20 protein-coding genes and 1 tRNA gene are annotated in these 21859 nt (G+C 58.3%); 7 read left to right on the top strand and 14 right to left on the bottom strand.

The features are described from left to right. Nucleotides 1-18: 18 nt before the first annotated feature. Complete coding sequence (locus tag BSK43_RS22735; RefSeq protein ID WP_077469735.1) at nt 19-1641, bottom strand: ABC-F family ATP-binding cassette domain-containing protein; 1623 nt, start codon at nt 1639-1641, stop codon at nt 19-21. A gap of 541 nt (nt 1642-2182) precedes the next feature. On the opposite strand from BSK43_RS22735, the gene BSK43_RS22730 reads away from it, so the two are divergent. After that, nucleotides 2183-2947, top strand: coding sequence for a class I SAM-dependent methyltransferase (locus BSK43_RS22730; protein WP_077469736.1), 765 nt, complete (start codon nt 2183-2185; stop codon nt 2945-2947). A gap of 119 nt (nt 2948-3066) precedes the next feature. On the opposite strand, the gene BSK43_RS22725 is transcribed toward BSK43_RS22730, so the two are convergent. The 4 genes from BSK43_RS22725 to BSK43_RS22705 form a co-directional block, all read right to left on the bottom strand. Further along, nucleotides 3067-6864, bottom strand: coding sequence for a vitamin B12-dependent ribonucleotide reductase (locus BSK43_RS22725; protein WP_083747979.1), 3798 nt, complete (start codon nt 6862-6864; stop codon nt 3067-3069). Between the two features lie 766 nt (nt 6865-7630). After that, the gene (gpt, locus tag BSK43_RS22715) at nt 7631-8128 is read right to left on the bottom strand and encodes a xanthine phosphoribosyltransferase (protein WP_068386133.1); all 498 of its coding nucleotides are present in this window, start codon (nt 8126-8128) and stop codon (nt 7631-7633) included. A 315-nt stretch (nt 8129-8443) separates the two neighbouring features. Then, a complete protein-coding gene (locus BSK43_RS22710) occupies nt 8444-9289 on the bottom strand; it encodes a universal stress protein (protein ID WP_077469739.1) in 846 nt (281 codons plus the stop codon). A gap of 115 nt (nt 9290-9404) precedes the next feature. Next, nucleotides 9405-10178, bottom strand: a complete 774-nt coding sequence (locus BSK43_RS22705; RefSeq protein ID WP_077469740.1) for a competence/damage-inducible protein A — start codon at nt 10176-10178, stop codon at nt 9405-9407. Nucleotides 10179-10417: 239 nt separating this feature from the next. On the opposite strand from BSK43_RS22705, the gene wrbA reads away from it, so the two are divergent. Further along, entirely contained in the window at nt 10418-11017 is a 600-nt protein-coding gene (wrbA, locus tag BSK43_RS22700) for an NAD(P)H:quinone oxidoreductase type IV (protein WP_068386138.1), read from the top strand. Nucleotides 11018-11093: 76 nt separating this feature from the next. On the opposite strand, the gene BSK43_RS22695 is transcribed toward wrbA, so the two are convergent. After that, nucleotides 11094-11178 (bottom strand) — tRNA-Leu (locus BSK43_RS22695). A 111-nt stretch (nt 11179-11289) separates the two neighbouring features. Then, the gene (locus BSK43_RS22690) at nt 11290-11631 is read right to left on the bottom strand and encodes a hypothetical protein (RefSeq protein WP_068386139.1); all 342 of its coding nucleotides are present in this window, start codon (nt 11629-11631) and stop codon (nt 11290-11292) included. A gap of 403 nt (nt 11632-12034) precedes the next feature. On the opposite strand from BSK43_RS22690, the gene ilvA reads away from it, so the two are divergent. Together ilvA and BSK43_RS22680 are read left to right on the top strand one after the other, a co-directional pair. Beyond that, entirely contained in the window at nt 12035-13249 is a 1215-nt protein-coding gene (ilvA, locus tag BSK43_RS22685) for a threonine ammonia-lyase (RefSeq protein WP_246662688.1), read from the top strand. A 37-nt stretch (nt 13250-13286) separates the two neighbouring features. Further along, nucleotides 13287-13625 (top strand): HlyU family transcriptional regulator, encoded by a 339-nt coding sequence (locus tag BSK43_RS22680; protein ID WP_077469742.1) that lies wholly within the window; start codon nt 13287-13289, stop codon nt 13623-13625. A gap of 45 nt (nt 13626-13670) precedes the next feature. Here BSK43_RS22680 and BSK43_RS22675 read toward each other — a convergent pair whose 3' ends face one another. The 3 genes from BSK43_RS22675 to BSK43_RS22665 form a co-directional block, all read right to left on the bottom strand. Continuing rightward, a complete protein-coding gene (locus BSK43_RS22675; RefSeq protein ID WP_077469743.1) occupies nt 13671-14180 on the bottom strand; it encodes a GNAT family N-acetyltransferase in 510 nt (169 codons plus the stop codon). Between the two features lie 18 nt (nt 14181-14198). Then, nucleotides 14199-14393 carry a hypothetical protein gene (locus tag BSK43_RS22670; RefSeq protein WP_077469744.1) on the bottom strand — a complete coding sequence of 65 codons (195 nt, stop codon included), beginning with the start codon at nt 14391-14393 and terminating at the stop codon, nt 14199-14201. Between the two features lie 72 nt (nt 14394-14465). Further along, entirely contained in the window at nt 14466-15242 is a 777-nt protein-coding gene (locus BSK43_RS22665) for an SDR family oxidoreductase (RefSeq protein WP_077469745.1), read from the bottom strand. A gap of 105 nt (nt 15243-15347) precedes the next feature. On the opposite strand from BSK43_RS22665, the gene BSK43_RS22660 reads away from it, so the two are divergent. Continuing rightward, nucleotides 15348-15929 carry a TetR/AcrR family transcriptional regulator gene (locus BSK43_RS22660; RefSeq protein WP_077469746.1) on the top strand — a complete coding sequence of 194 codons (582 nt, stop codon included), beginning with the start codon at nt 15348-15350 and terminating at the stop codon, nt 15927-15929. Nucleotides 15930-15987: 58 nt separating this feature from the next. Here the strand turns inward: BSK43_RS22660 and BSK43_RS22655 are convergent, their stop codons facing one another. After that, a complete protein-coding gene (locus BSK43_RS22655; RefSeq protein WP_068386142.1) occupies nt 15988-16602 on the bottom strand; it encodes an FMN-dependent NADH-azoreductase in 615 nt (204 codons plus the stop codon). Nucleotides 16603-16738: 136 nt separating this feature from the next. Here BSK43_RS22655 and BSK43_RS22650 point away from each other — a divergent pair, with 136 nt between their 5' ends. Continuing rightward, the gene (locus tag BSK43_RS22650; RefSeq protein WP_077469747.1) at nt 16739-17707 is read left to right on the top strand and encodes a LysR family transcriptional regulator; all 969 of its coding nucleotides are present in this window, start codon (nt 16739-16741) and stop codon (nt 17705-17707) included. Between the two features lie 43 nt (nt 17708-17750). Here BSK43_RS22650 and BSK43_RS22645 read toward each other — a convergent pair whose 3' ends face one another. Both BSK43_RS22645 and BSK43_RS22640 read right to left on the bottom strand, forming a co-directional pair. Beyond that, nucleotides 17751-19739 carry a bifunctional 2',3'-cyclic-nucleotide 2'-phosphodiesterase/3'-nucleotidase gene (locus tag BSK43_RS22645; RefSeq protein WP_077469748.1) on the bottom strand — a complete coding sequence of 663 codons (1989 nt, stop codon included), beginning with the start codon at nt 19737-19739 and terminating at the stop codon, nt 17751-17753. Nucleotides 19740-19876: 137 nt separating this feature from the next. Then, nucleotides 19877-20236 (bottom strand): PilZ domain-containing protein, encoded by a 360-nt coding sequence (locus tag BSK43_RS22640; RefSeq protein ID WP_077469749.1) that lies wholly within the window; start codon nt 20234-20236, stop codon nt 19877-19879. A gap of 211 nt (nt 20237-20447) precedes the next feature. Between BSK43_RS22640 and BSK43_RS22635 the strand changes: the two genes are divergently transcribed. After that, nucleotides 20448-21251 carry an endonuclease/exonuclease/phosphatase family protein gene (locus tag BSK43_RS22635; RefSeq protein WP_077469750.1) on the top strand — a complete coding sequence of 268 codons (804 nt, stop codon included), beginning with the start codon at nt 20448-20450 and terminating at the stop codon, nt 21249-21251. A gap of 6 nt (nt 21252-21257) precedes the next feature. Here the strand turns inward: BSK43_RS22635 and BSK43_RS22630 are convergent, their stop codons facing one another. Beyond that, complete coding sequence (locus BSK43_RS22630) at nt 21258-21719, bottom strand: Lrp/AsnC family transcriptional regulator (protein ID WP_077469751.1); 462 nt, start codon at nt 21717-21719, stop codon at nt 21258-21260. Nucleotides 21720-21859: the final 140 nt, after the last annotated feature.

The raw sequence follows: 21859 nt of genomic DNA, 5'->3' as shown, positions 1-21859 counted from the left end.
CGGCGGCGGACAAGAGCGTCAGCCATGCAGGCCTGGCGCCTCGTGGCCGGTACGTGCCACATATTCGGTATAGCCGCCGGCATATTGATGGATGCCTTCGGGCGTCAGCTCCAGAACACGATTGGAGAGTGCCGCAAGGAAATGCCGGTCGTGCGAGACGAACAGCATGGTGCCCTCATATTGCGACAGAGCCTTGATAAGCATTTCCTTCGTGTCGAGATCGAGATGGTTCGTCGGCTCGTCGAGCACGAGGAGGTTCGGCGGGTTGAAGAGCATGATCGCCATGACCAGCCGCGCCTTTTCGCCACCGGACAGTACCCGGCATCTCTTCTCGACATCATCGCCGGAAAAGCCGAAGCAGCCGGCAAGTGCCCGCAGCGAGCCTTGGCCCGCCTGCGGAAAATCATGTTCGAGCTGCTGAAACACGGTGCGCTCGCCGTCGAGAAGATCCATGGCGTGCTGGGCGAAATAACCCATCTTGACGCTGGCACCCAAGGCTACGCTGCCTTCGTCCGGCTGCGCCGAGCCTGCCACCAGCTTCAGCAAGGTGGACTTACCGGCACCGTTGATGCCCATGATGCACCAGCGCTCGCGGCGACGCACCACGAAATCAAGCCCTTCATAGATGATGCGGCTGCCGTATTTCTTATGGACGTTTTTCAGGTTGACCACGTCTTCACCCGAGCGTGGCGCCGGCTGGAATTCGAAGGCGACCGTCTGACGACGCTTCGGCGGCTCGACCCGATCAATCTTTTCCAGCTTCTTCACGCGGCTCTGCACCTGCGATGCATGCGAGGCGCGCGCCTTGAAGCGCTCGATGAACTTAATTTCCTTTGCGAGCATGGCCTGCTGGCGTTCGAACTGTGCCTGCTGCTGCTTCTCGTTCTGGGCGCGCTGCTGCTCATAGAACTCATAGTCGCCCGAATAGCTGGTCAGGTTGCCGCCGTCGATTTCGATGATCTTGGTGACGATGCGGTTCATGAACTCGCGGTCGTGCGAAGTCATCAACAACGCGCCCTCGTAACCCTTCAGGAAGGACTCCAGCCAGATCAGGCTTTCGAGATCCAGATGGTTGCTCGGCTCGTCAAGCAGCATGACATCGGGGCGCATGAGCAGGATGCGGGCGAGCGCCACGCGCATCTTCCAGCCGCCGGATAGCGCGCCGACATCGCCGTCCATCATTTCCTGGCTGAAGCTCAGGCCGTCCAGCACCTCGCGGGCGCGTCCCTCGAGAGCATAGCCATCCAGCTCCTCGTATCGCGCCTGCACTTCGCCGTAGCGCTCGATGATCTCATCCATCCTGTCGGCCTGGTCCGGATCGATCATGGCTGCTTCCAGCTCACGCAATTCGGCAGCGACGATGCTGACAGGGCCGGCGCCTTCCATCACTTCGGCAACGGCACTGCGCCCGGCCATTTCACCGACATCCTGGTTGAAGTAGCCGATGGTCACGCCCTTATCGGCTGAGACCTGGCCCTCGTCGGGCTGCTCCTGCCCGGTGATCATCCGGAAAAGCGTGGTCTTGCCGGCACCATTGGGGCCGACGAGCCCGACACTCTCGCCCCTGTTGAGCGCGGCGGATGCCTCGATGAAGAGGATGCGATGACTGTTCTGCTTGCTGATGTTTTCGATACGGATCATGTCTATGCGAGGCCCACAAATAAGTTTTCGGGGGCCTTATGCCACGGGTTGTCGGTTCTGTCGCAGGTTTTTGACGATATGATCGGGAGCCAGGGACGCCGTGGCTAGATAAATGAATTCCTATCCATGCCGGTCGGCCGGAGTTTCCGGCATCTCAATCGTAGAATCACGCAACGGCGACATCAATCATCGTATTCTTACAGACTATACGTTCCCAAAACGGGCGATAGAAAGCTTTGACTGGTAATTCTGTCACAATAACCGAATTTCCGGAAAATATTATCGGTATGCCCGAATACGTACAAGCCAGACGGTTTCTGGCTGGCATCAAGTGAATATTGCCTTCTAGCTTGCGGGCGTGGTCGACGCTTGGCCGATTTGATTACATGGGCTCTCTCTTGGAAAATGCGGGTTCCAAGACGAGAGATTTCACCGGGTAATTGAAAATCGCCTTGAACAGACATCGGAGCTTTTGGCAATCGGAGCGCACACCCGACGGGTTTCGCTCATTCTTTAACTCGATGATAATAGGGGGCGAAAAATGCAGATGGCTGCGGTGTCAGGTGATGTCGATGTCCTGGATGTAACTCTGAGAAAAGCTTGGAGTGAAGTTCATGGATGGGTTGGCGACAGAATTCCGCATATCCTGAAATTTGTTCGTGAATTGCATACTGCCGACAATGTCACCGGCGATATCCTGGAGATCGGCGTTCATCATGGCAAGCTGTTCTTCCTGCTTGCGGCAGCATCGAGAGACGATGAACACTGTGTGGCTGTCGATCTTTTCGAGGATCAGCAGAAGAATTTGGATCACAGCGGGAAGGGATCGCTGAGCATATTCAGCCAGCACCTGGAGAAGCTTTTTCCCGAATATGCATCGAGGGTCACCGCCATTTCCGCTGACAGCATGTCTTTGACGCCGGTCACGGCGAGGGACAAGCTTGGTGTGACGGGAGTGCGGTTGATGTCGGTCGACGGAGGGCACACGATCGCTCACGTCGTCAACGATATGCACATTGCTCAAGAACTCCTTGTTCCGGGAGGCGTCGTGCTTCTCGACGACTTTATGGGCGTGCATTGGCCGACGGTGACGGAAGGATTCTACAGATACATGCAGGTTGCCAATCGGCGGCTTGCTCCCTTCCTGATTTTCCAGAACAAGCTATTCCTGACGACCTTTTCGGAACAGCCTGCTACCTTGACAAAATTGCGTAGCTATCTGGATCGAACTCTGCCCACCGAGATCCATTCCGGGCGCTGGCGCTACACTACGGTCGGCGAGCACACAGTCCTTTCATTCGCATAGTTCCCTGGACCGCCGGCGTTAAAGCCGGAGCGAATACCCGCGCTCAAGAGCACTTCAAATCAAAAGGCCCCGCGACTTTCGTCCGGGGCCTTTCCAAGTGATCAGTCAAATTCCAGCGCTCAGCTGCAGCCGCTCGTTGCGCCGCAAGTGTCGCATTTTTCGCAGGTGCCATTGCGAACCATCGTGAAGTTCTGGCATTCCGTGCACATGTTGCCGGTGTAGCCCTGCATGATAGAGCGGGCGCGGCGTTCGGATTCCAGCTTCTTGGCGTCCGTCTTGGCGGATGCGGCGTCGCTGGCGGCCTTGTCGGTGAAGAGGCCGGTGGAGGATTCGGCGGTTTCGCTCACCAGTTCCTCTGCGATCTCTTCGGCCAGTTCCTTCGCGCGCTCTTCATAGTCGCGCTTGAAGGCGACGACTTCGGAGGTGGAGATGGCACTGGTCGGCTCCAGCTTGCGCACCGTGTTACCGGCAAAGGCCGTCACGCTTGCGAGCGAAGCGGCGCGTGCCGGAGCGGCTGTGGCTGCCCCCTTGACCTGCTCGCCGCTGGTGGGAACCAGCGTTGGCTTGTAGCCGCGGGTCAGGCCCTTCGAGACGACATCGGCCTTGCCTTCCGATACGCCACGGCCAAGCGCCGTGTTGTTGAAGTCGGAGGTGTCGACATGGGCAAGGTCGTGGCGGCCAAGATAGGAGATGGCCAGTTCACGGAACACGTAGTCGAGGATCGATGTCGCGTTCTTGATGGCGTCGTTGCCGGTGACGATGCCTGCCGGCTCGAACTTGGTGAAGGTGAAGGCGTCGACATATTCCTCGAGCGGCACGCCATATTGCAGGCCGAGCGAGACCGAGATCGCGAAGTTGTTGATGAAGGCGCGCAATGCCGAGCCTTCCTTGTTCATGTCAAGGAAGATTTCGCCGAGGCGGCCGTCATCATATTCGCCGGTGCGCAGGAAGATCGTGTGTCCGCCGATCTTTGCCTTCTGGGTATAGCCCTTGCGGCGGCCCGGCAGCTTCTCCTGCGTGCGGATGACCTTTTCGATCACGCGCTCGACGATCTTCTCGGTGATGGTGACAGCCTGGGCAGCAGCCGGAGCCTGCAGGAATTCTTCCAGCGCATCTTCGTCATTGTCGTCTTCGATCAGCGACGAGTTGAGCGGCTGGCTGAGCTTGGAGCCGTCGCGATAGAGCGCGTTGGCCTTGAGGCCGAGCTTCCAGGAGAGCATGTAGGCGTTCTTGCAATCTTCGACGGTTGCTTCGTTCGCCATGTTGATCGTCTTGGAGATCGCGCCGGAGATGAACGGCTGGGCAGCCGCCATCATGCGGATGTGGCTTTCAACCGAGAGATAACGCTTGCCGATCTTGCCGCAGGGGTTGGCGCAATCGAAGACGGCGAGGTGCTCGTTCTTCAGGAACGGAGCGCCTTCCAGCGTCATCGCACCGCAGACGTGGATGTTTGCGGCCTCGATGTCCTTCTTGGAGAAGCCGAGATGGTCGAGCAGGTTGAAGCCGATATCGGCCATCTGTTCGTCGGAAACCTTCAGCGTTCCCTTCAGGAAGTCGGCACCAAGCGTCCACTGGTTGAAAACGAACTTGATGTCGAAGGCGCTTTTCAGTGCGGCGTTTACCGCTTCGACCTTCTCGTCCGTGAAGCCCTTGGCCTTCAGCGTCGAGGGGTTGATGGCCGGAGCCTGGTTCAGATTGCCATGGCCGACGGCATAGGCCTCGATTTCGGCGATCTGGCTTTCGGAATAGCCGAGTGCACGCAGCGCCTCCGGAACGGCGCGGTTGATGATCTTGAAGTAGCCGCCGCCGGCGAGCTTCTTGAACTTCACGAGAGCGAAGTCGGGCTCGATACCGGTCGTGTCGCAATCCATGACGAGGCCGATCGTGCCGGTCGGCGCGATAACGGTGGCCTGGGCGTTGCGGTAGCCGTGCTTTTCACCGAGGTCCAGGGCCTTGTCCCAGGCAGCCTTGGCATGGGCGACGAGATCCTGATCCGGATTTTCGGAGTGGATCAGCGCCACCGGATTGACCGACAGGCCTTCATAGCCCGAGGTCTCGCCATAGGCGGCGCGGCGATGATTGCGGATGACGCGCAGCATATTCTCGCGGTTCGGCTGGAACATCGGGAATGTCCCGAGCTCGGAAGCCATTTCCGCCGAGGTTGCGTAGGAAATGCCGGTCATGATGGCGGTCAGCGAGCCGGCGATGGCGCGGGCTTCGTCGCTGTCATAGGGAATGCCCGAGGACATCAGCAAGCCGCCGATATTGGCGTAGCCGAGGCCGAGCGTGCGGTATTCGTAGGAAAGCTCGGCAATGCGGCGCGACGGGAACTGCGCCATCATCACGGAGACTTCGAGAACGACGGTCCAGAGGCGGACGGCATGTTCGTAATCGGCGATGTTGATCCGCTTCGTCGCCGCGTCCTTGAAGGTCATCAGGTTCAGCGAAGCGAGGTTGCAGGCCGTGTCGTCGAGGAACATGTATTCCGAGCACGGATTGGATGCGCGGATCGGGCCGGCCGCCGGGCTGGTGTGCCAGTCGTTCATCGTCGTGTTGAAATGCAGGCCCGGATCGGCCGATGCCCAGGCGGCGTAGGAAATGGATTCCCAGAGGTCGCGTGCCTTCAGCGTCTTGATGACCTTGCCATCCTTGCGGGCGGTTAGGTTCCAGTCGCCATCGGCCTCGACGGCGCGCAGGAAGTCATCCTTGATGGAGACCGAATTGTTGGAATTCTGGCCCGATACGGTGAGATAGGCTTCCGAATCCCAGTCGGTGTCGTAGGTCTTGAATTCCAGATCCTTGTAGCCCTGGCGAGCAAATTGGATCACGCGCTGAACGTAGTTTTCCGGAACCTGGTCCTTCTTTGCCGCGCGGATCTCGCGCTTCAGGGCAGGGTTCTTGGCCGGGTCGAAGCAATCGTCATTGTCACCCTCGCAATTGACGGTGGCCTTCATGATCGCCTTCAGGTGCTTGGCGACGATCTTCGAACCGGTAACGAGGGCAGCAACCTTCTGCTCTTCCTTGACCTTCCAGTTGATGTAGTCCTCGATATCCGGATGGTCGATGTCGACGACAACCATCTTGGCGGCGCGGCGCGTCGTGCCGCCCGACTTGATGGCGCCGGCAGCGCGGTCGCCGATCTTGAGGAAGCTCATCAGGCCGGACGAACGGCCGCCGCCGGAGAGCTTTTCGCCTTCGCCGCGCAGCAGCGAGAAGTTGGAGCCGGTGCCGGAGCCATACTTGAACAGGCGGGCTTCGCGAACCCAGAGATCCATGATGCCGCCCTCGTTGACGAGGTCGTCTTCGACGGACTGGATAAAGCAGGCATGCGGCTGCGGATGCTCATAGGCCGACTTGGACTTGGTGAGCTTGCCGGTGAAGGGGTCGACGTAATAGTGGCCCTGACCGGGGCCATCGATGCCGTAGGCCCAGTGCATGCCGGTGTTGAACCACTGCGGCGAATTCGGCGCGACGCGCTGGGTGGCGAGCATATAGGCAAGTTCGTCACGGAAGGCGGAGGCGTCTTCTTCCGACGAGAAATAGCCGCCTTTCCAGCCCCAGTAGGTCCAGGTGCCGGCCAGGCGATCGAAGACCTGTCGTGCATCGATTTCCGAGCCGGTCTGCTGCTCCTTGGGAAGAACCTTCAGCGCCGCATCGTCAGGCACGGAGCGCCAGAGGAAGGAAGGAACGTCGTTTTCCTCAACCTTCTTGAGCTTGGCGGGAACGCCGGCCTTGCGGAAATATTTCTGTGCCAGGATATCGGCGGCGACCTGCGAGAACTGCGCGGGCACGTCGATATTTTCGAGGCGGAAGACGATCGACCCATCGGGGTTCTTGATCTCGCTGGTCGCCTTGCGGAATTCGATATCCGCGTAAGCTGACTGGCCGGCCTTCGTAAAGCGACGTTCGATGCGCATGGTCCCAATCCTCATTCGTTGGCGCGCCCGTGAGGGGAAAGGGCGCAAAAATCCCTATCCGGCCTCGCGATTTCAACGCGCAGCCAGTCTTCAATCCGCTTTCTGACAGGAGGTGTCACCCGGAGATGGCTTCCTGTATCTTGTGGTGATGGTGGCTGCAAACACTAAATATAGTATTAACAGCTTATTGCCGCCAGTCCCCGCATGTGTTTTTTCGGCAGCATCGGCATCGGCACAAAAAACCCCATGGCGGCCACTACCAAGAGTGTATCGCCCTGAATCCAAATCCGATTTCGAATTGAGAACCAGCCCTCATAAAATCGCCTGGTCCAGTCGCCGCCGCAACGTCGTCCATTAACTTTGAAAGACATGAGTCCGTCAAGGGGTGGTTTGAGATGGATTGTTAACCACAATATCTTGTGGGCTCATCTGTGGAAATTGGGGAAACGTCAGGAGGGTAGAAGATTCAAGAACTTGAGGGGAGATGCTCGTGCTTGCTGCGATGATGAATAGGGCGAATGTCATCACTGCCGGAGTCAAAAGCGACAAAATTGTGACCGTGACCCTCAAGCCATTGGCAGCGAGGCAAAAGCATGCCGTGGCGTATTATGATTCGTTCGGAACGCCTTGAATCTCACACGTTCTCGTCAGATGGCATCCACTAAATATAGTGGGCGCCGCAGCGCCCACCTCTATTATGACAGTCCCGGCTCGCTTTGACGCCTTGCGCCGAATCAATGCTGATTCGCGCAACGGCCATTCAGCTTCAGCCGCGATGACCCTTGGCAATCGGCTCCTGATAGGTGAAGCCCATGTCCCAGGGAAAGTAGATCCAGGTGTCCTGGCTGACCTCGGTGATGAAGGTATCGATTGTGGGAACGCCGGTCGGCTTGGCGTAGACACAGGCGAAATGCGCCTTCGGCAGCAGGGCGCGGACTTCGAGGGCCGTCTTACCGGTATCCGTCAGATCGTCGACGACGAGAACGCCTTCGCCGCCATTGACGGAAAGTTCGGGTGCGATGCCCTTGAGCAGGTTCATTTCACCCTGGCTGGAATAGTCGTGATAGGAGGCGACGCAGACCGTCTCAATCAGGCGGATGTTGAGCTCTCGCGAGATGATGGCGGCAGGCACGAGGCCGCCACGGGTGATACAGACGATCGCCTTGAATTCGCGGTTAAGGCCTGCAAGCCGCCAGGCAAGCGCGCGGGCATCGCGATGGAACTGATCCCAGGATACGGGAAAGGCTTTATCGGGCAGGGACATGGCAACAGGCTCCGGGGCATGGAATAACGACGCACCGGCGCGCCGGCGACCCTGAGCAGACCCCGCGGCGGGCGCGGACCATGAACCAAATCCGGAACGCGGTTCGCTGCTATCTGCTTGAACAGGATCTCATCGGGGAAAGAACTGTGTGTCTTTCGGGATCATGTTCCATCGACCGCGCGAACGGTTCCCTGGCGGGAATTCTGTCATCGGTCGCTGCTTTCTGCTGGATTTACCGTCAAAAGGCAATAGCAGCAAAGCAACGGACTAGTGCACATCCCCGCCGGAAACCTTCGCTTCCGGCATTCTTGCCGATTACCGGGCGAGAAGCGTCATCGCCGTCATGGATTGCAGCAATGTGCGCGTCGTGCCGCCGAAGATCATCTGCCAGAGCCAGGAATGGGTATAGGCGCCCATGACGAGCAGATCGATGCTGTTGTCGGCAAGGCGATTTTCGATGACCTGCGAGGGCGTTGACTTGCCAGAGCAGGCGGCTGTTTCGAACTTGGCCCGAACGCCGTGGCGCGTCAGAGCCGCCGCAATCTGAACGCCGCTTTCCTTGGAGGGATGGGTTTCCTTTTCCGAGGTGCTGACCGAGAGAATTTCGACTGAATCGGCAGCTTTCAGGAAGGGCAGCGCATCGAAGGTGGCGCGTGCCACTTCCTTGGAGCCATTCCATGCGATCAGCACGCGACGAACGCGCTTCGGTTCCTTCAGGATATAGGGGATCAGCAGGACCGGGCGGCCGCTATCGAACAGGAAGGTTTCGACATCGACCTGGGTGTCGGCATATTTGGACGGGTCGGGCTGCACGGCAACCAGCAGGTCGGCGCTGCGGGCGCTTTCTATCAGCGGCTCGGTGCCGTAGCCGACGGTGCTGGTGAAGCTGTGCCAGTCATAATCGAGGCCCGCACCTTCCATTTTCGTGCGGAACAGACGCTCGACTTCGATCGCCTGGTTATGGGCGACATCCTGAAGCGCCTGAACGGCGACAGGGTCCGGGATTTCCATCGGCGCCACCAGCGGCACTGTGGAGACGACTTCCGCATGCAGGCCGACAATGTGGGCGCCATGCTCCTTGGCAAAGGCCGCCGCAAAATCGGCGGCGACGCGCGTGTTGTCGGGATTGTCGAGGACGGTCACTATGGTTTTATAGGACATGACGTGATCTCCCATGCGGAAGGGTTGGATCGTTTCATTATATCAGCATTCCGCTTCAGAATAATGCGCCGAGATCGTTCCGGTTCCACAACAAAATGCACGCCGCCGTTGAAGGTTACGCTTCAGCGGACTGATTTTCCTTGGCTTTCGACTGCCGGATCGTTTCGATCATCGCCCGCACTTCGCCAGCGACGCTTTCAACAAGCTCGGCGGAGCGGCCTCTTACGACGATTTCTGTCGAGAAGAATTGGCCGACATAGCGCGGATATGAGCCGATGCTGGTATCCGGATGTGCCTTTTGGATGAGGCCGAGCGGCGTGCCGATTTCGCCTTCGCCATAAGGGCAGGAAATCGCCGTCGACAGCATGCGCACGCCGGTTCGAAGCGTCGGGATGACATTGTCGAGCATCGCCTGGAAAACCTGCGGCACGCCGGCCATCACATAGACGTTGCCGATGTTGAAGCCGGGAGCGGTCGAGACTGGATTGGGGATATGCTTCGATCCCACGGGCATGCGCGCCATGCGCTGGCGGGCTTCGGTGAATTCCATATCGCGCCTTGCATACATTTCACCCATCAGCCGCATGGCTTCGGCATCATGTTCGCAAGCCACGCCGAACGCCTTGGCGATGGCATCGGCGGTAATGTCGTCATGCGTCGGGCCGATGCCGCCTGACGTGAAGATATAGTCGTACTGGCTGCGCAGCGCGTTCAGCGCCGAGACGATGGCATCCTCATCGTCGGCGACGATCCGGACTTCCTTCAGATCGATTCCGGCGAGCAGCAGCACATCGGCGAGATGGCCGATATTCTTGTCCTTGGTGCGGCCGGAGAGCAGTTCGTCGCCGATAGCCAGCATGGCGGCGGTGACAATGGTATCGTTGGTCATGAAAACATCCGTGGAGTTGCGCAGCAGCGCGTTCGCAAAAGCTTTGAAATAGGTAACGCCGTTTTCTGCGAATGCAAACCATGGTTTTCGCGTCGCCGTCGGTCACTGCAGAGCGCCACAAATGAATTTTCGTCTACAGGGGATGAACAGTGCGTTCTGGGCATGGGGGCTGCGCTGCTATCGCATCGCTGCTAGAACTTCCCTCGACACTCAACGCGTCCAAAAAACAGGAGACGTTCATGGCTAAGGTTCTGGTTCTCTACTATTCGGCTTACGGTCACATCGAGAAGATGGCCTATGCCGTCGCAGAAGGCGCAAAGTCCGCTGGCGCCGAAGTCACCGTGAAGCGCGTGCCCGAACTCGTGCCGGAAGAGGTCGCAAAGGCCTCCTATTTCAAGCTCGATCAGGAAGCACCTGTTGCAACGCCTGACGAACTGGCCGAGTACGATGCCATCATCGTCGGCGCCGGCACCCGCTTCGGTACGGTCGCCTCGCAGATGCGCAATTTCTGGGATCAGACCGGCGGTCTCTGGTTCGGCGGCAAGCTGGTCGGCAAGGTCGGCTCGGTCTTCACATCCTCTGCCACCCAGCACGGCGGCCAGGAATCGACCATCCTCGGCTTCATCCCCACCCTGCTGCACCACGGCATGGCTGTCGTAGGCCTTCCCTATGCATTCCAGGGCCAGATGGGCACCGAGGAAGTCAAGGGCGGCTCGCCCTACGGCGCTTCCACCATCACCAACGGCGACGGCTCGCGCCAACCTTCCGAAATCGAGCTGGAAGCAGCAAAGTTCCAGGGGGCCCATGTCGCTAAGATCGCGGCCAAGCTGACCGCCTAATTCGAGCTTTGCATATTGAGGAAAAGGCGCGGCTGAAGCTGCGCCTTTTTCGTTTGGGCATGAAGGATTTCGTGTTTGGTGCGGACGACGGGGGTCGAACCCGTACGGATCACTCCGAGGGATTTTAAGTCCCTTGCGTCTACCAGTTTCGCCACGTCCGCGTGCCTTTCCCCTTCAAGCACTTGAGCGATTCAGTCAAGGAAATGTTTTGACGAAAGCGAGCCAGCTGGCCTTGGCGCGCCGCGCTACAAGAAGTATCCCGTGCGATAAGCTCAGCGTCCTTTGAGGACTGCGATGAGTGCCGGGGTTACCTTCTTCTGCTGGAAGAGGGCTTTGAAATCCGCATAGCTTATTTTTCCGAAAGCGAGGCCGTTCGTCAGCCGTTGGCAGAAAAGCCGCTTCGCGTCGCTTTTCTGCGATTTTACATAAAAGGCTATCTCATCCAGCGTTTCGGAAGGCAGGTGCTGCGACATGCACTTTTCGACGACCAGCGCACGGGCGCTCGGGCTTTCCTTCATGATCGGGATCGCCTTCTCGAAGCTTTCCTTCTGCGGTGTGCAGGAGGCCAGAATGGCGAGAGTGAAGACGAATGACGCGGATCGGATCAAGCGCATGATGATGGTCTCCCTAGAATAATATCGGGATAAACACCTTTCGCGCGATTCTCAATCGAAAGCGCAATTATGAAGTTAACTCTTGCGCTGTCGCTGGTAGGCGAAGCCCGCCTGAGCCGACGGGTCGGTTCTTGGACGGGCCTCTAACCATCATCATGATGGCTGTCCCGTATTGGAGAGAGGCAGGTCCGTGCTGTCAATTCGCAGATTTCGGGGGGATTTCGAGGATGGAAGGCATCTATCCTCGATCCGGACGATTCATCATGAACAATATCGATCCTGCAGGTCGGAAAGGATGCTAAACAGGCTTTCTTTGGTCATCTTTCCTGTGCCATAGCGGGAATGGATTGAAAAAGGACGAATAACCGTGGACAAACAAACTGTTCTCGAAGCCACCGAGGCCATGCGTGGTCTCTTTCCCGCAACGCCGCTGCAGCTGAACGAGCATCTTTCGGCGCGCTACGGCGCCGAGATTTGGCTGAAGCGCGAAGATCTGACGCCGGTCCGTTCCTACAAGATTCGCGGCGCCTTCAATTTCTTCCGCAAGGTGATTGCCCAGGGTGGTACGGAGAAGACCTTCGTCTGCGCGTCCGCCGGCAATCACGCCCAGGGCTTCGCCTTCGTCTGCCGGCATTTCGGCGTGCCGGGCGTGGTCTACATGCCGGTAACGACGCCGCAGCAGAAGATCGACAAGACGCGCATCTTCGGCGGTGAATTCATCACCATCAAGCTCTTCGGCGATTTCTTTGACCAGTGCTATCAAGCGGCGCGCGACCACGTCGAGAAGATCGACGGCGTCATGGTGCCTCCCTTCGATCATGTCGACATCATCGAGGGGCAGGCAACCGTTGCCGCCGAAATCGCCGAGCAACTGCCTGAAGGTGTCATGCCTGACCGTATCCTTCTGCCTGTGGGCGGCGGCGGTCTGGCGGCCGGCATCACCAGCTATTTTGCCGATCGGCTTGGCCGCGACGCCTTCGTTTTCGCCGAGCCGGCCGGCGCGCCGAGCCTCAGGCGCAGCATCGAGGCGGGGCAGGTGGTCACGCTGACCAAGGTCGACAACTTCGTCGATGGCGCCGCCGTCGGACGCATTGGCGATCTGAACTTTGCAGCGCTGAAGGGATTTGCCGCCGAGCAGGTCCAGCTCATCGACGAAAATGCCATCTGCGTCACCATCACCGACATGTTGAACGTCGAAGGTGTGGTGCTGGAGCCTGCCGGCGCTCTGGCGATCACAGCGCTCGAGACCCTGGATCGTGACAGCATCCGCGGCAAGACCATCGTCGCCGTCGTCTCCGGCGGCAATTTCGACTTCGAGCGCCTGCCCGACGTCAAGGAACGGGCCATGCGTTACGCCGGGCTGAAGAAATACTTCATCCTGCGTCTCGCGCAGCGCCCCGGCGCCCTGAGGGACTTCCTCAACATGCTCGGGCCGGAGGATGACATCGCCCGTTTCGAATATCTGAAGAAGAGCGCCCGCAATTTCGGCTCGATCCTGATCGGCATCGAGACGAAGAATCCGGACAACTTCAAGGAGCTCATTGCCCAGTTCGAAAAGTCGGGCATGGGGTATGAGGACATCACCGAAAACGACATCCTGGCAAACCTGATCATTTGACTTTGCGAGCCTGCAACCTTCGTGCTAAAGGCGATCCATGGCTTCGTTCTTTTCAAATATCATCTCGATCTTCACAGGTGGCGCGTCGCAGGCGGGCTCCGAAAAGTCCGGCGGCTCGACTGTCAGTGCCGAGCCGCAGATGCATGCCGGTTGCACGATCCATGCGACGCCGCAGCGCGAAGGTAATCAGTTCCGCCTCATGGGCCGGATCGAGAAGGACGTGAACGGCGAAATCCTGGTGCGCAACTTCATTCGCGCCGATGTTTTCAGCTCGTCGGACGATGCCGTGGAATCGACCTTCCGCAAGGCGCAGCAGATCATCGATCAGAATGGCCCTTCGCTGTTCGGCGACGGTGAGAAGGTCCGCCAGGTCTGATATTTAGCGGATTTGAACAGTCGTCGCTGCAAAGGATTTTGTTTTCTACTGCTGTGTGGTCTTTAAGTTTTCAACACTGGTGCACATTACCAACGTCGCGGTCTCCACGCTGTTTATAAGCTCGGTCTTCTCACGGCCGGTTTCTGTAAAGCCGTGTTTTCTATAGAAATTGATAGCCGCTGGGCTTGAAACAAGAACCCTGACTTCGACCTTTTCGGCAGTTTCGATTTCTCCTGCTACCCCATGCAGCAACCGCGAACCAAGTCCTCGCCGCTGTTGGCTCGGATGAACGTACATTCCCCACAAATAGGCGACGCCGTCGCGTTCCGCGAAGATTGCACTTCCATCGATCTCGTGATCTGACGCAATGCAGTAGCCGCGCTCTCCCGAACCCGGCAACATCGATGCCGTCCCGTTATGCTCCAGATCCTTCAGCATCGCTGACAATGCACTTTGGCCCAGGCTTGAGCCATAGGTAGCGGTCCAAGTGTCTCGCCATAACCTTAGCAAATCGGCCGCGTCGTCTGGAGTTGTCGCCCGGAAGTTTGGGGGCATTTCTTCATCCAATGGGTTTCAAGACAGGTTGAGGGATTTTCCCAAAAGAGACGCGGTCGATATGCCCTCCTGTTCCAGCGAACAATGGCTGCGGAATCCCATGAAGACAGGGCTGTTCTCATCCGGTTCCGGAGCATCGCAAAACCCATACATCGCGGCAATTGGAATTTGGAGAGGCGCGATATCATATTCCTGCAAGGGAAAGGCCGCCATTTGCGGGCGGCCTCTTTTGGGCGTTCATCATACCGGCCCGTAGCGTGACAGGTGCTCGTCAGGTTTTCAGGCTTACGCCGTGCGGAATATCTTGGCACCCGAGGGCGCGTTAATAGCTCCGCCGTCGACCGTAATTTCGATCGCCGTGACGTTTACGGAATCGTCCGATGCGAGATAGAGGGCGGCCCTGGCAAGCTCATCGGCCTCGCTCATGCGGCCAAGCGGGCTCAAGCTGCCAAGATAGGTTTCGAGCGCATCCTTGGCGTCAGGCGTTGCCGATCGTGAATCCCAGATGGGGGTTCTGGTAGCACCCGGTGTCACCTGATTGACGCGGATGCCGCGTGGCGCAAGTTCTGAAGCCAAATTGCGGACCATGGCGCGCACGGCGCCCTTTGTGCCCGCATAGGCCGAATAGCCGGGAATACCGAGTACGGCATGTACGGAGCCATTCAGAATCACCGAGGCGCCATCGTTCAGATAGGGCAGAGCGGCCTGAACGGTGAAGAAGACACCGGTGAAATTGATGCGCACGATGGTTTCAAACTGCTCGAGCGTCGTTCCGCCCAAGGCGGTTTCGCCCGCGATACCGGCGTTTGCGAAAACCACGTCGAATTTTCCGAATTTTTCCGCGGCTTCGGCGAAAGCTTTTTCCATTGCCGGAATGTCTGTTGTGTCGGCCTGCAAGGCCAGCACGTTGTCACCCAGTTCCCTTGCGACCGCTGCAAGCGTCTGCGGGTTGCGGCCGGTGATCACGACCTTCGCACCCTCTGCGAGGAAGAGGCGGGCTGTAGCGAGGCCGATGCCGCTGTTTCCGCCCGTGATGACGGCGACCTTGTTCTTGAGACGCATGTTCGTAGCTCCTGTTGGCTTTTCTCACGATCTGGATTATGATCGTTCTCCATAAGGATTATGTTCGTAATCCATTTTGTCAAGGCTGAGCGGAAAGGAATCTCGATGGGCCGTTCACAATTGGAAAAACAGAAGACGCATGAACGCATTGTCGAGCTTGCCGCGAGACGCCTGCGAGAAGAGGGCCTGGACGGGATCGGGGTCGCGGATCTGATGAAGGAGGCCGGGCTAACTGTCGGCGGCTTCTACAAGCATTTTGCCTCCCGCGACGAACTGGTGGCGGAAGCGGTGCAATCGGCTGTCGAATCCTGGCGGAAGCAGCAGGAAGAGAAAGGCATCGATCCCGCACACATACCGCTGGATGAGTACGTCGAGATCTATCTCAGCGAAAATCACCGGGATCATTGCGGTGAGGGCTGTGCCTACGCCGCATTGACGGCAGACATGGCCCGTAGCAGCGAGGCGGTTCGCACCATAGCAACCGAAGGCCTGCGAAAGAATTTCGATGTCATGACGGCGCGTATGCCGCAGCCGGAAACGGCTGATGCCAGGCAGAAGGCGATTATCGCATCCTGCCTGATGACCGGCGCTGTGGGGCTGGCGCGCGTGGCGAATGACGGAGCGCTCTCCAGTGAAATTCTGGAAACGGTGAAGCAGTTCGTGAAGAGTTTGGCAAAGACCGAGTGAAAATGGAAAGGCGGCCGGCATAAGCCGACCGCCTCGAATATCTGCAAGCGACCTTGGATTAGGCAGCGAGCGCCAGTTCGGATGCACGGGCCTGAGCGGCACCGATTGCCTTCTCGACTGCTTCCGGACCGAAGGCAATGCCTTCGACATAGACGGTCTCGACTTCGGTGATGCCGATGAAGGCTAGAACCGACTTCAGATAGGGAACGGCGTGGTTCAACGGAGCGGCCGGGCCTTCGGAATAAACGCCGCCGGATGCGAGAACGATATAGGCCTTCTTGCCGGTAGCCAGGCCCTTTGGACCGGTTTCGGTGTAGGTGAAGGTACGGCCGGCGCGGGCGATGTTATCGATCCAGGTCTTCAGCGACGAATAGATGTTGAAGTTGATGAGGCCGGTGCCGATGACCACTGTGTCGGCAGCGAGCAGTTCGTCGACGAGTGCGTCGGAAACCTTCACCAGTTCGTTCTGTTCAGGTGTGCGAGCGTCGACGGGCGTACGGATCGCGGCCGTGAAAGGGCCGTCGATATGCGGCAGCGCGTCGGCGGCGAGGTCGCGGTGAACGATGGTCTTGCCCGGGTTGTTTGCCTTGATCTTCTCGGCAAGTTCGGTGGCGATCTTGGTGGAGAGCGAGTCAGTGCGCGGGCTGGATGTCAGAAGCAGAATGGAGGACATGTCGTTATTCCTTTTCAATGAGTTGCGAAATCGGGCGGGAGAACCCGATGACCTTCCCCCAAAGAGATAAGTCCTCAGTGCCATCGAGAAAAACTGTGATAATATGGATCATAGTTATCGATAGAATGGATGGCAGATGCTCCCCAATCCCACCCTCGACCAATTGCAGGTCTTTCTGACCGTCGCTGAATCAGGCAGTTTTTCGGCTGCCTCGCGCGTGCTCAACCGTGCTCAGTCGGTCATTAGCTATACGATCGCCAATCTGGAAGCGCAGCTTGAAATGCCGCTGTTCGAGCGCTCGGGCTCGCGCCAGCCGAGATTGACGGATGCGGGCAGGGTGATGCTGGAGGATGCGCGGCGCATCCTGTCGGACCTTCAGGTGATGCGCGCCAGGGTGAAGGGCTTGAAGACCGGGCTTGAGGCGGAAGTGTCCGTTGCCATCAGCGTCATGGTGCCGGTCCATGCCACCGTCGACGTGCTGCGGGAATTCCGTGACCGCTTCCCCTTTGTGTCGCTGCGTCTCGATACCGGTGAGCTTGGTTCGATGCTGGAGCTGGTTACCAGTGGCAAATCGACGATCGGTATTGGCGGCTCGATATTGAAGCAGGATGATGCATTGGTCATCGAACGCATCGGCCATTCCTTCATGTTGCCGGTCGCCGCGCCCACGCACCCGCTCGCTCGTCTGGGGCGGCCGCTGGCGCTTGCCGATGTGCGCGAGGAAGTGCAGCTGGTCGTCACCGATGCCTCAAGCCTCACGAACGGCAAGGATTTCAATGTCCTGTCCTACAAGATCTGGCATGTCAGCGATATCGCCACCAAGCATCAGTTGATCCGCGGCGGGCTTGGTTGGGGTGGGTTACCGGCCTCGTTCATCATGGAGGATTTGCAGAAGGGGCGTCTGGTGCCGCTGGCGCTGGATGCCTACGACCAGAGCGAATATCCGATCTATGCGGTTCGCAAGCTCGATAATCCTCCCGGTCCGGCTGCGGCCTGGATGATCGAAGCCTTCAGCTCACGCCTTTCCCGCTGCCCGAACCAGGCGGATTTCAAGGCGGCGGTCGAGATGTTTCATCCGGAAGAGACGCAGCTGGCAGCCGAATGAGGACCCTCTCCCCGAGCCGGGGAGAGGGCCATATTCTGACGGCTTACAGCACCAGCCGGTAATTCCGGAAGCCGTCGGCACCTTCGCCGGCATCTTCGATCTTCACGCTCTTCACTTGATCCAGGAAATCCTTGGCCTTTGGCGAGCTCTGGAACACTGCTGTCGTGCCCGGCAGTGGCTTGAAGGTCCAGTTGCCGTCGGCGGTCGGATTGATCGTGCCCTGATCGTGGACATAGCGCACGATGACGTCGCGGTTGGTATCCGGTGCCTGGTAGACGACCTTGTCGGCGCCGATTTCCGGGAAATTGCCGCCGCCGCCGGCGCGATAGTTGTTGCTGACCACGACGAATTTCTGCGTGGGATCGATCGGCTTGCCATCGAACTGCAGGTTCTGGATGCGGTTCGAATCGGCATTCAGAACCTTGCCGTCATCGCCGAAGCGGCGCGGCTGCGACACGTCGATCTGGTAGGTGACGCCGTCGATCACGTCGAAATTGTAAGACGGGAAGGCGTTGTTGATAAGATCGGCATCCTTGGCGCCGGGCTTGACCTGGTTGAACATCGCAGCCGACATTTCCAGCCAGTTCTTGACCTGCGCGCCGTTGATGACGACGGCCTGCACCGTGTTGGGATAGAGGTAGAGGTCGGCGACGTTCTTGATGGCGATATTGCCGGCCGGAACGTCCGTATAGTAGTCGGCGCCGTTGCGGCCGCCGCATTTGAAGGGAGCTGCGGCTGAAAGAACCGGCAGGTCCTTGTACTGCGTCTCCTTCAGCATGTCCTTGATGTACCAGACCTGCGCCTGGCTGACGATCTGGACGGATGGATCGTCGGCGACCAGCGCGAAGTAGGAATAGAGCGGCGCGGAGGTCTTGCCGACCGGCGTGCGGACATAGGTCAGCGTCGCTTCATGCTCGGCCTTGGCCGCTTCCACGACTTCCTTCTTGTCGGCAACATCGGCGATGACCTTCTTCTTGTCGTCGCGATGGTAGATCGGCCGTGCCTCGGAGGTGAAATCAACGATCTTCCAGCTCTTGCCGTCCTTTTCGAGCAGTAGATCGATGAGGCCGAGATGCGAGCCCCAAAAGCCGGCCATGACGGCAGGCTTGCCATGCAGCGTGCCCTTGACCGGATCGGCATCCTTGATGCCGTCCCAGGTCTTCGGGCCAGGGAAGACGAGATGCTGGTGGCCGGTGAAGACGGCATCGATGCCATCGACGGCTGCAACATAGAGCGAGGCGTTTTCCATCTTGTCGCTCGGGCCGCTACCGTCGATACCGGAATGCGAGAGAGCGATGATGATATCGGCACCCTCGGCCTTCATGACCGGCACCCAAGCCTTGGCGGCTTCGACGATATCCCGCGTCTGTGCCTTGCCTTCGAGGTTCTTGATGTCCCAAAGCATGATCTGCGGCGGCACAAAGCCGATGAAGCCGATCTTGATCGGGCTTTCATTGCCGGCGCCGTCCTTGATCTTCTTTTCCTGGATCAGATAGGGCTTGAAGAACAGGTCGTCCTTCGTCGGATCGGAGGCAAGCTGGCCCTTGGTCAGGTTGGCGCAGACGAACGGGAAGTTCGCGCCGGCCAGCACCTTGAACATGAAATCGAGGCCGTAATTGAATTCGTGATTGCCGAGCGTTCCCACGGAATAGCCGAGCGTGTTCATCGCCTTGATGACCGGATGGACGTCGCCGTCCTTCATGCCGTGCTGATAGGCCATGTAGTCGCCCATCGGATTGCCCTGCAGCACGTCGCCATTGTCGATCAGGAGCGAGTTGGTGGCTTCCGCACGGATGTTGTCGATGATCGTTGCGGTACGCGTCAGACCCATCGTGTCATTCGGCTTGTCGGCATAATAGTCGTAAGGGAAGACGTTGACGTGAATGTCAGTGGTTTCCATGAGACGCAAATGCGCCTGGTTGCCGGCCGCGCGAGCTGCAAAGGGATGCAGCATGATCAATGCCGCAGTGGCGCTGAGGCCCTGCAACAGGGAACGGCGCGACATACTGGGCAAATCCAGAATGGAAGACATGAAACACTCCTTCTACAATGGGGCTATGGTCCCGCGATCATCTCTCGGGTGAGGGAGATTAGGACGATTTGCGAAGGTGTGCACCAGTAATGTGACAGGCTTATTGTGGACGGCGATCGGCAGCCTTCCGCAAGCGCTTAACGTTTCAGAACCGGCTTTATGTCCTTGTGGAAAAAGCGGAAATAGGAAGCGACCTTTGCCGATGCATTGGACGAGCGGTCGAACTCGATGCCGATACGGCCGTTGTGGGCCCAACGGACGAAACCATCCAGCAGGCCGATATCATCGCATTCGACACGAACCTTGCTGCCTGCAGCTGCATAGAGCGGTCCCTGTAGATCGAGAGCAATCCCACTGGTGGAAATGTTGACGACACGGCCTGCAACAAGCTTGGTGAAATACCGCACGTGGCCGGTTAGTCGGGCATGTTGGCGCGGCGAACCTCGCGACTTGATCTTCAGATTATCTTGAACGAGAGATTTCGAAGAGGACTGCATAATGTTATCCCGGCTCGCACATCTTTTTTCAGGTTTTGGATAGCATGCGTGCATTGAAAAATTCTTAGGGTAACCGCTAAAATTGTAAGCGAACGTCTCGAATCGGCACCAGTCTCAGACGATCAGCTGGGAAGTTTCATCGAGGGCCAGCAGGTTTCCTGTCGTTGGGCGGAGGTCGATTGGCACGCAGATATGGAAAAGGGGAAGGACGTTGCGCATCGTTTCTTTGAATGCATGGGGCGGCCAGTTGCATGAGCCGCTCATGCCTTATCTCATCGATGTGGATGCGGATGTCCTGTGCCTGCAGGAAGTTGTGCGTACACTCGATTCGAAGTCCGATTGGCTTGTTTATCGCGATCACGGCGTGGAGCTTCAGCAACGGGCAAATCTCTTCGAAGAGCTGAAGGCCGCCCTACCGGGTCATGATGCATTCTTCCTGCCAGTTGCGCGGGGTGATCTCTTCGACGGCGACCGACAGCTCTTTTCGGAATTTGGCTTGGCCACCTTCGTCCGTAAGTCCTATCCGGTCATCGGTCAGGCCGGCGGGTTCGTGCACGGCGAATTTTCGGCCAACGGCTGGGGTGTGCATCCAAGGTCGCGCAATGCCCACTGCATCCGCCTTTTCGACTATGAACACGATTACCCGATCACCATTGCCCATATGCACGGCCTTCGCGATACGGCGGGCAAGGGAGATACGCCCGCCCGGCGTCATCAGGCGGATGCGCTGGTCGAGATTATCCGTCAGGTGCGGCAAGGCGACGAGCGGCTGGTCGTCTGCGGCGATTTCAATGTGTTGCCGGATAGCGTTACATTCGAAGCTCTCGGCAGCCTTGGTCTTGTCGATCTCGTCACCTCACGGGGACATGACGATACCCGCACGTCTCACTACAAAAAGCAGCCTCGTTTTGCCGATTACATGCTGGTGACGCCAGATGTTGAGGTGATCAAATTCGATCCCGTGGCCGAGCCCGAGGTATCGGATCACCGCGCGTTGCTGCTGGACCTGCGATGATAGAGTTCAAAGGCCGACATTCGGCCGGTCGATGATCTCGCGCAGGGCGAAGCTGGAATTGATCTTCACGACATGCGGCAGCGCCGAAAGCCAGTCGCGATGGATGCGCTCATAGTCTTCCAGATCGCGTGTGGCGACGCGTAATATGTAGTCGTATTCCCCCGACATGAGGTAGCAGGAGAGCACGTTCGGACAGCGCTTCACGGCCGTTTCGAACTCTGAAAGCGTCTTAGCGAACTGGCCGGACAGCGAGATATGCACGAAGGCGATCATCTTGTAGTCCAGCGCCTTGTGCGACAGATGCGCATGATAGCCGTCGATGACGCCGTTCTTTTCCAAGATATCGAGCCGGCGCGAGCAGGCCGATGGCGACAGGCCGACCTTCTCGGCGAGATCCGCATTGGTCATCCGCGCGTTCTGCTGCAGCATCCGCAGAATCGAATGATCGATAGCGTCGAGGTCAGACATTCGAAGATCCTTCGAAAAAACTCTTGTTGGCGCAATAATTCACGAAAAATGATGGTAGCGCAAATCGTCTTTGCAAGGACATTGCAGAGCGGAGGTGGTCTGATTTCCCTCGGAGAGATTGCAGACGCAAAACCATTCGA

The organism is Rhizobium sp. P44RR-XXIV (assembly GCF_001999485.2).
GTDB lineage: Bacteria > Pseudomonadota > Alphaproteobacteria > Rhizobiales > Rhizobiaceae > Rhizobium.
The sequence above is the reverse complement of the archived record's forward strand: the minus strand, read 5'-3'. Positions and strand labels throughout refer to the sequence as shown.

What these genes read in the sequence shown, in the direction of transcription:
- BSK43_RS22690 (WP_068386139.1), bottom strand. Translation starts at nt 11,631, where the DNA reads ATGCGCTTGATCCGATCCGCGTCATTCGTCTTCACTCTCGCCATTCTG.
- wrbA (WP_068386138.1), top strand. Translation starts at nt 10,418, where the DNA reads ATGGCTAAGGTTCTGGTTCTCTACTATTCGGCTTACGGTCACATCGAG.
- BSK43_RS22655 (WP_068386142.1), bottom strand. Translation starts at nt 16,602, where the DNA reads ATGTCCTCCATTCTGCTTCTGACATCCAGCCCGCGCACTGACTCGCTC.
- ilvA (WP_246662688.1), top strand. Translation starts at nt 12,035, where the DNA reads ATGCGTGGTCTCTTTCCCGCAACGCCGCTGCAGCTGAACGAGCATCTT.
- BSK43_RS22630 (WP_077469751.1), bottom strand. Translation starts at nt 21,719, where the DNA reads ATGTCTGACCTCGACGCTATCGATCATTCGATTCTGCGGATGCTGCAG.
- BSK43_RS22650 (WP_077469747.1), top strand. Translation starts at nt 16,739, where the DNA reads ATGCTCCCCAATCCCACCCTCGACCAATTGCAGGTCTTTCTGACCGTC.
- BSK43_RS22670 (WP_077469744.1), bottom strand. Translation starts at nt 14,393, where the DNA reads ATGGCGGCCTTTCCCTTGCAGGAATATGATATCGCGCCTCTCCAAATT.
- BSK43_RS22730 (WP_077469736.1), top strand. Translation starts at nt 2,183, where the DNA reads ATGCAGATGGCTGCGGTGTCAGGTGATGTCGATGTCCTGGATGTAACT.
- BSK43_RS22705 (WP_077469740.1), bottom strand. Translation starts at nt 10,178, where the DNA reads ATGACCAACGATACCATTGTCACCGCCGCCATGCTGGCTATCGGCGAC.
- gpt (WP_068386133.1), bottom strand. Translation starts at nt 8,128, where the DNA reads ATGTCCCTGCCCGATAAAGCCTTTCCCGTATCCTGGGATCAGTTCCAT.
- BSK43_RS22725 (WP_083747979.1), bottom strand. Translation starts at nt 6,864, where the DNA reads ATGCGCATCGAACGTCGCTTTACGAAGGCCGGCCAGTCAGCTTACGCG.
- BSK43_RS22660 (WP_077469746.1), top strand. Translation starts at nt 15,348, where the DNA reads ATGGGCCGTTCACAATTGGAAAAACAGAAGACGCATGAACGCATTGTC.
- BSK43_RS22735 (WP_077469735.1), bottom strand. Translation starts at nt 1,641, where the DNA reads ATGATCCGTATCGAAAACATCAGCAAGCAGAACAGTCATCGCATCCTC.
- BSK43_RS22710 (WP_077469739.1), bottom strand. Translation starts at nt 9,289, where the DNA reads ATGTCCTATAAAACCATAGTGACCGTCCTCGACAATCCCGACAACACG.
- BSK43_RS22640 (WP_077469749.1), bottom strand. Translation starts at nt 20,236, where the DNA reads ATGCAGTCCTCTTCGAAATCTCTCGTTCAAGATAATCTGAAGATCAAG.
- BSK43_RS22665 (WP_077469745.1), bottom strand. Translation starts at nt 15,242, where the DNA reads ATGCGTCTCAAGAACAAGGTCGCCGTCATCACGGGCGGAAACAGCGGC.
- BSK43_RS22680 (WP_077469742.1), top strand. Translation starts at nt 13,287, where the DNA reads ATGGCTTCGTTCTTTTCAAATATCATCTCGATCTTCACAGGTGGCGCG.
- BSK43_RS22675 (WP_077469743.1), bottom strand. Translation starts at nt 14,180, where the DNA reads ATGCCCCCAAACTTCCGGGCGACAACTCCAGACGACGCGGCCGATTTG.
- BSK43_RS22645 (WP_077469748.1), bottom strand. Translation starts at nt 19,739, where the DNA reads ATGTCTTCCATTCTGGATTTGCCCAGTATGTCGCGCCGTTCCCTGTTG.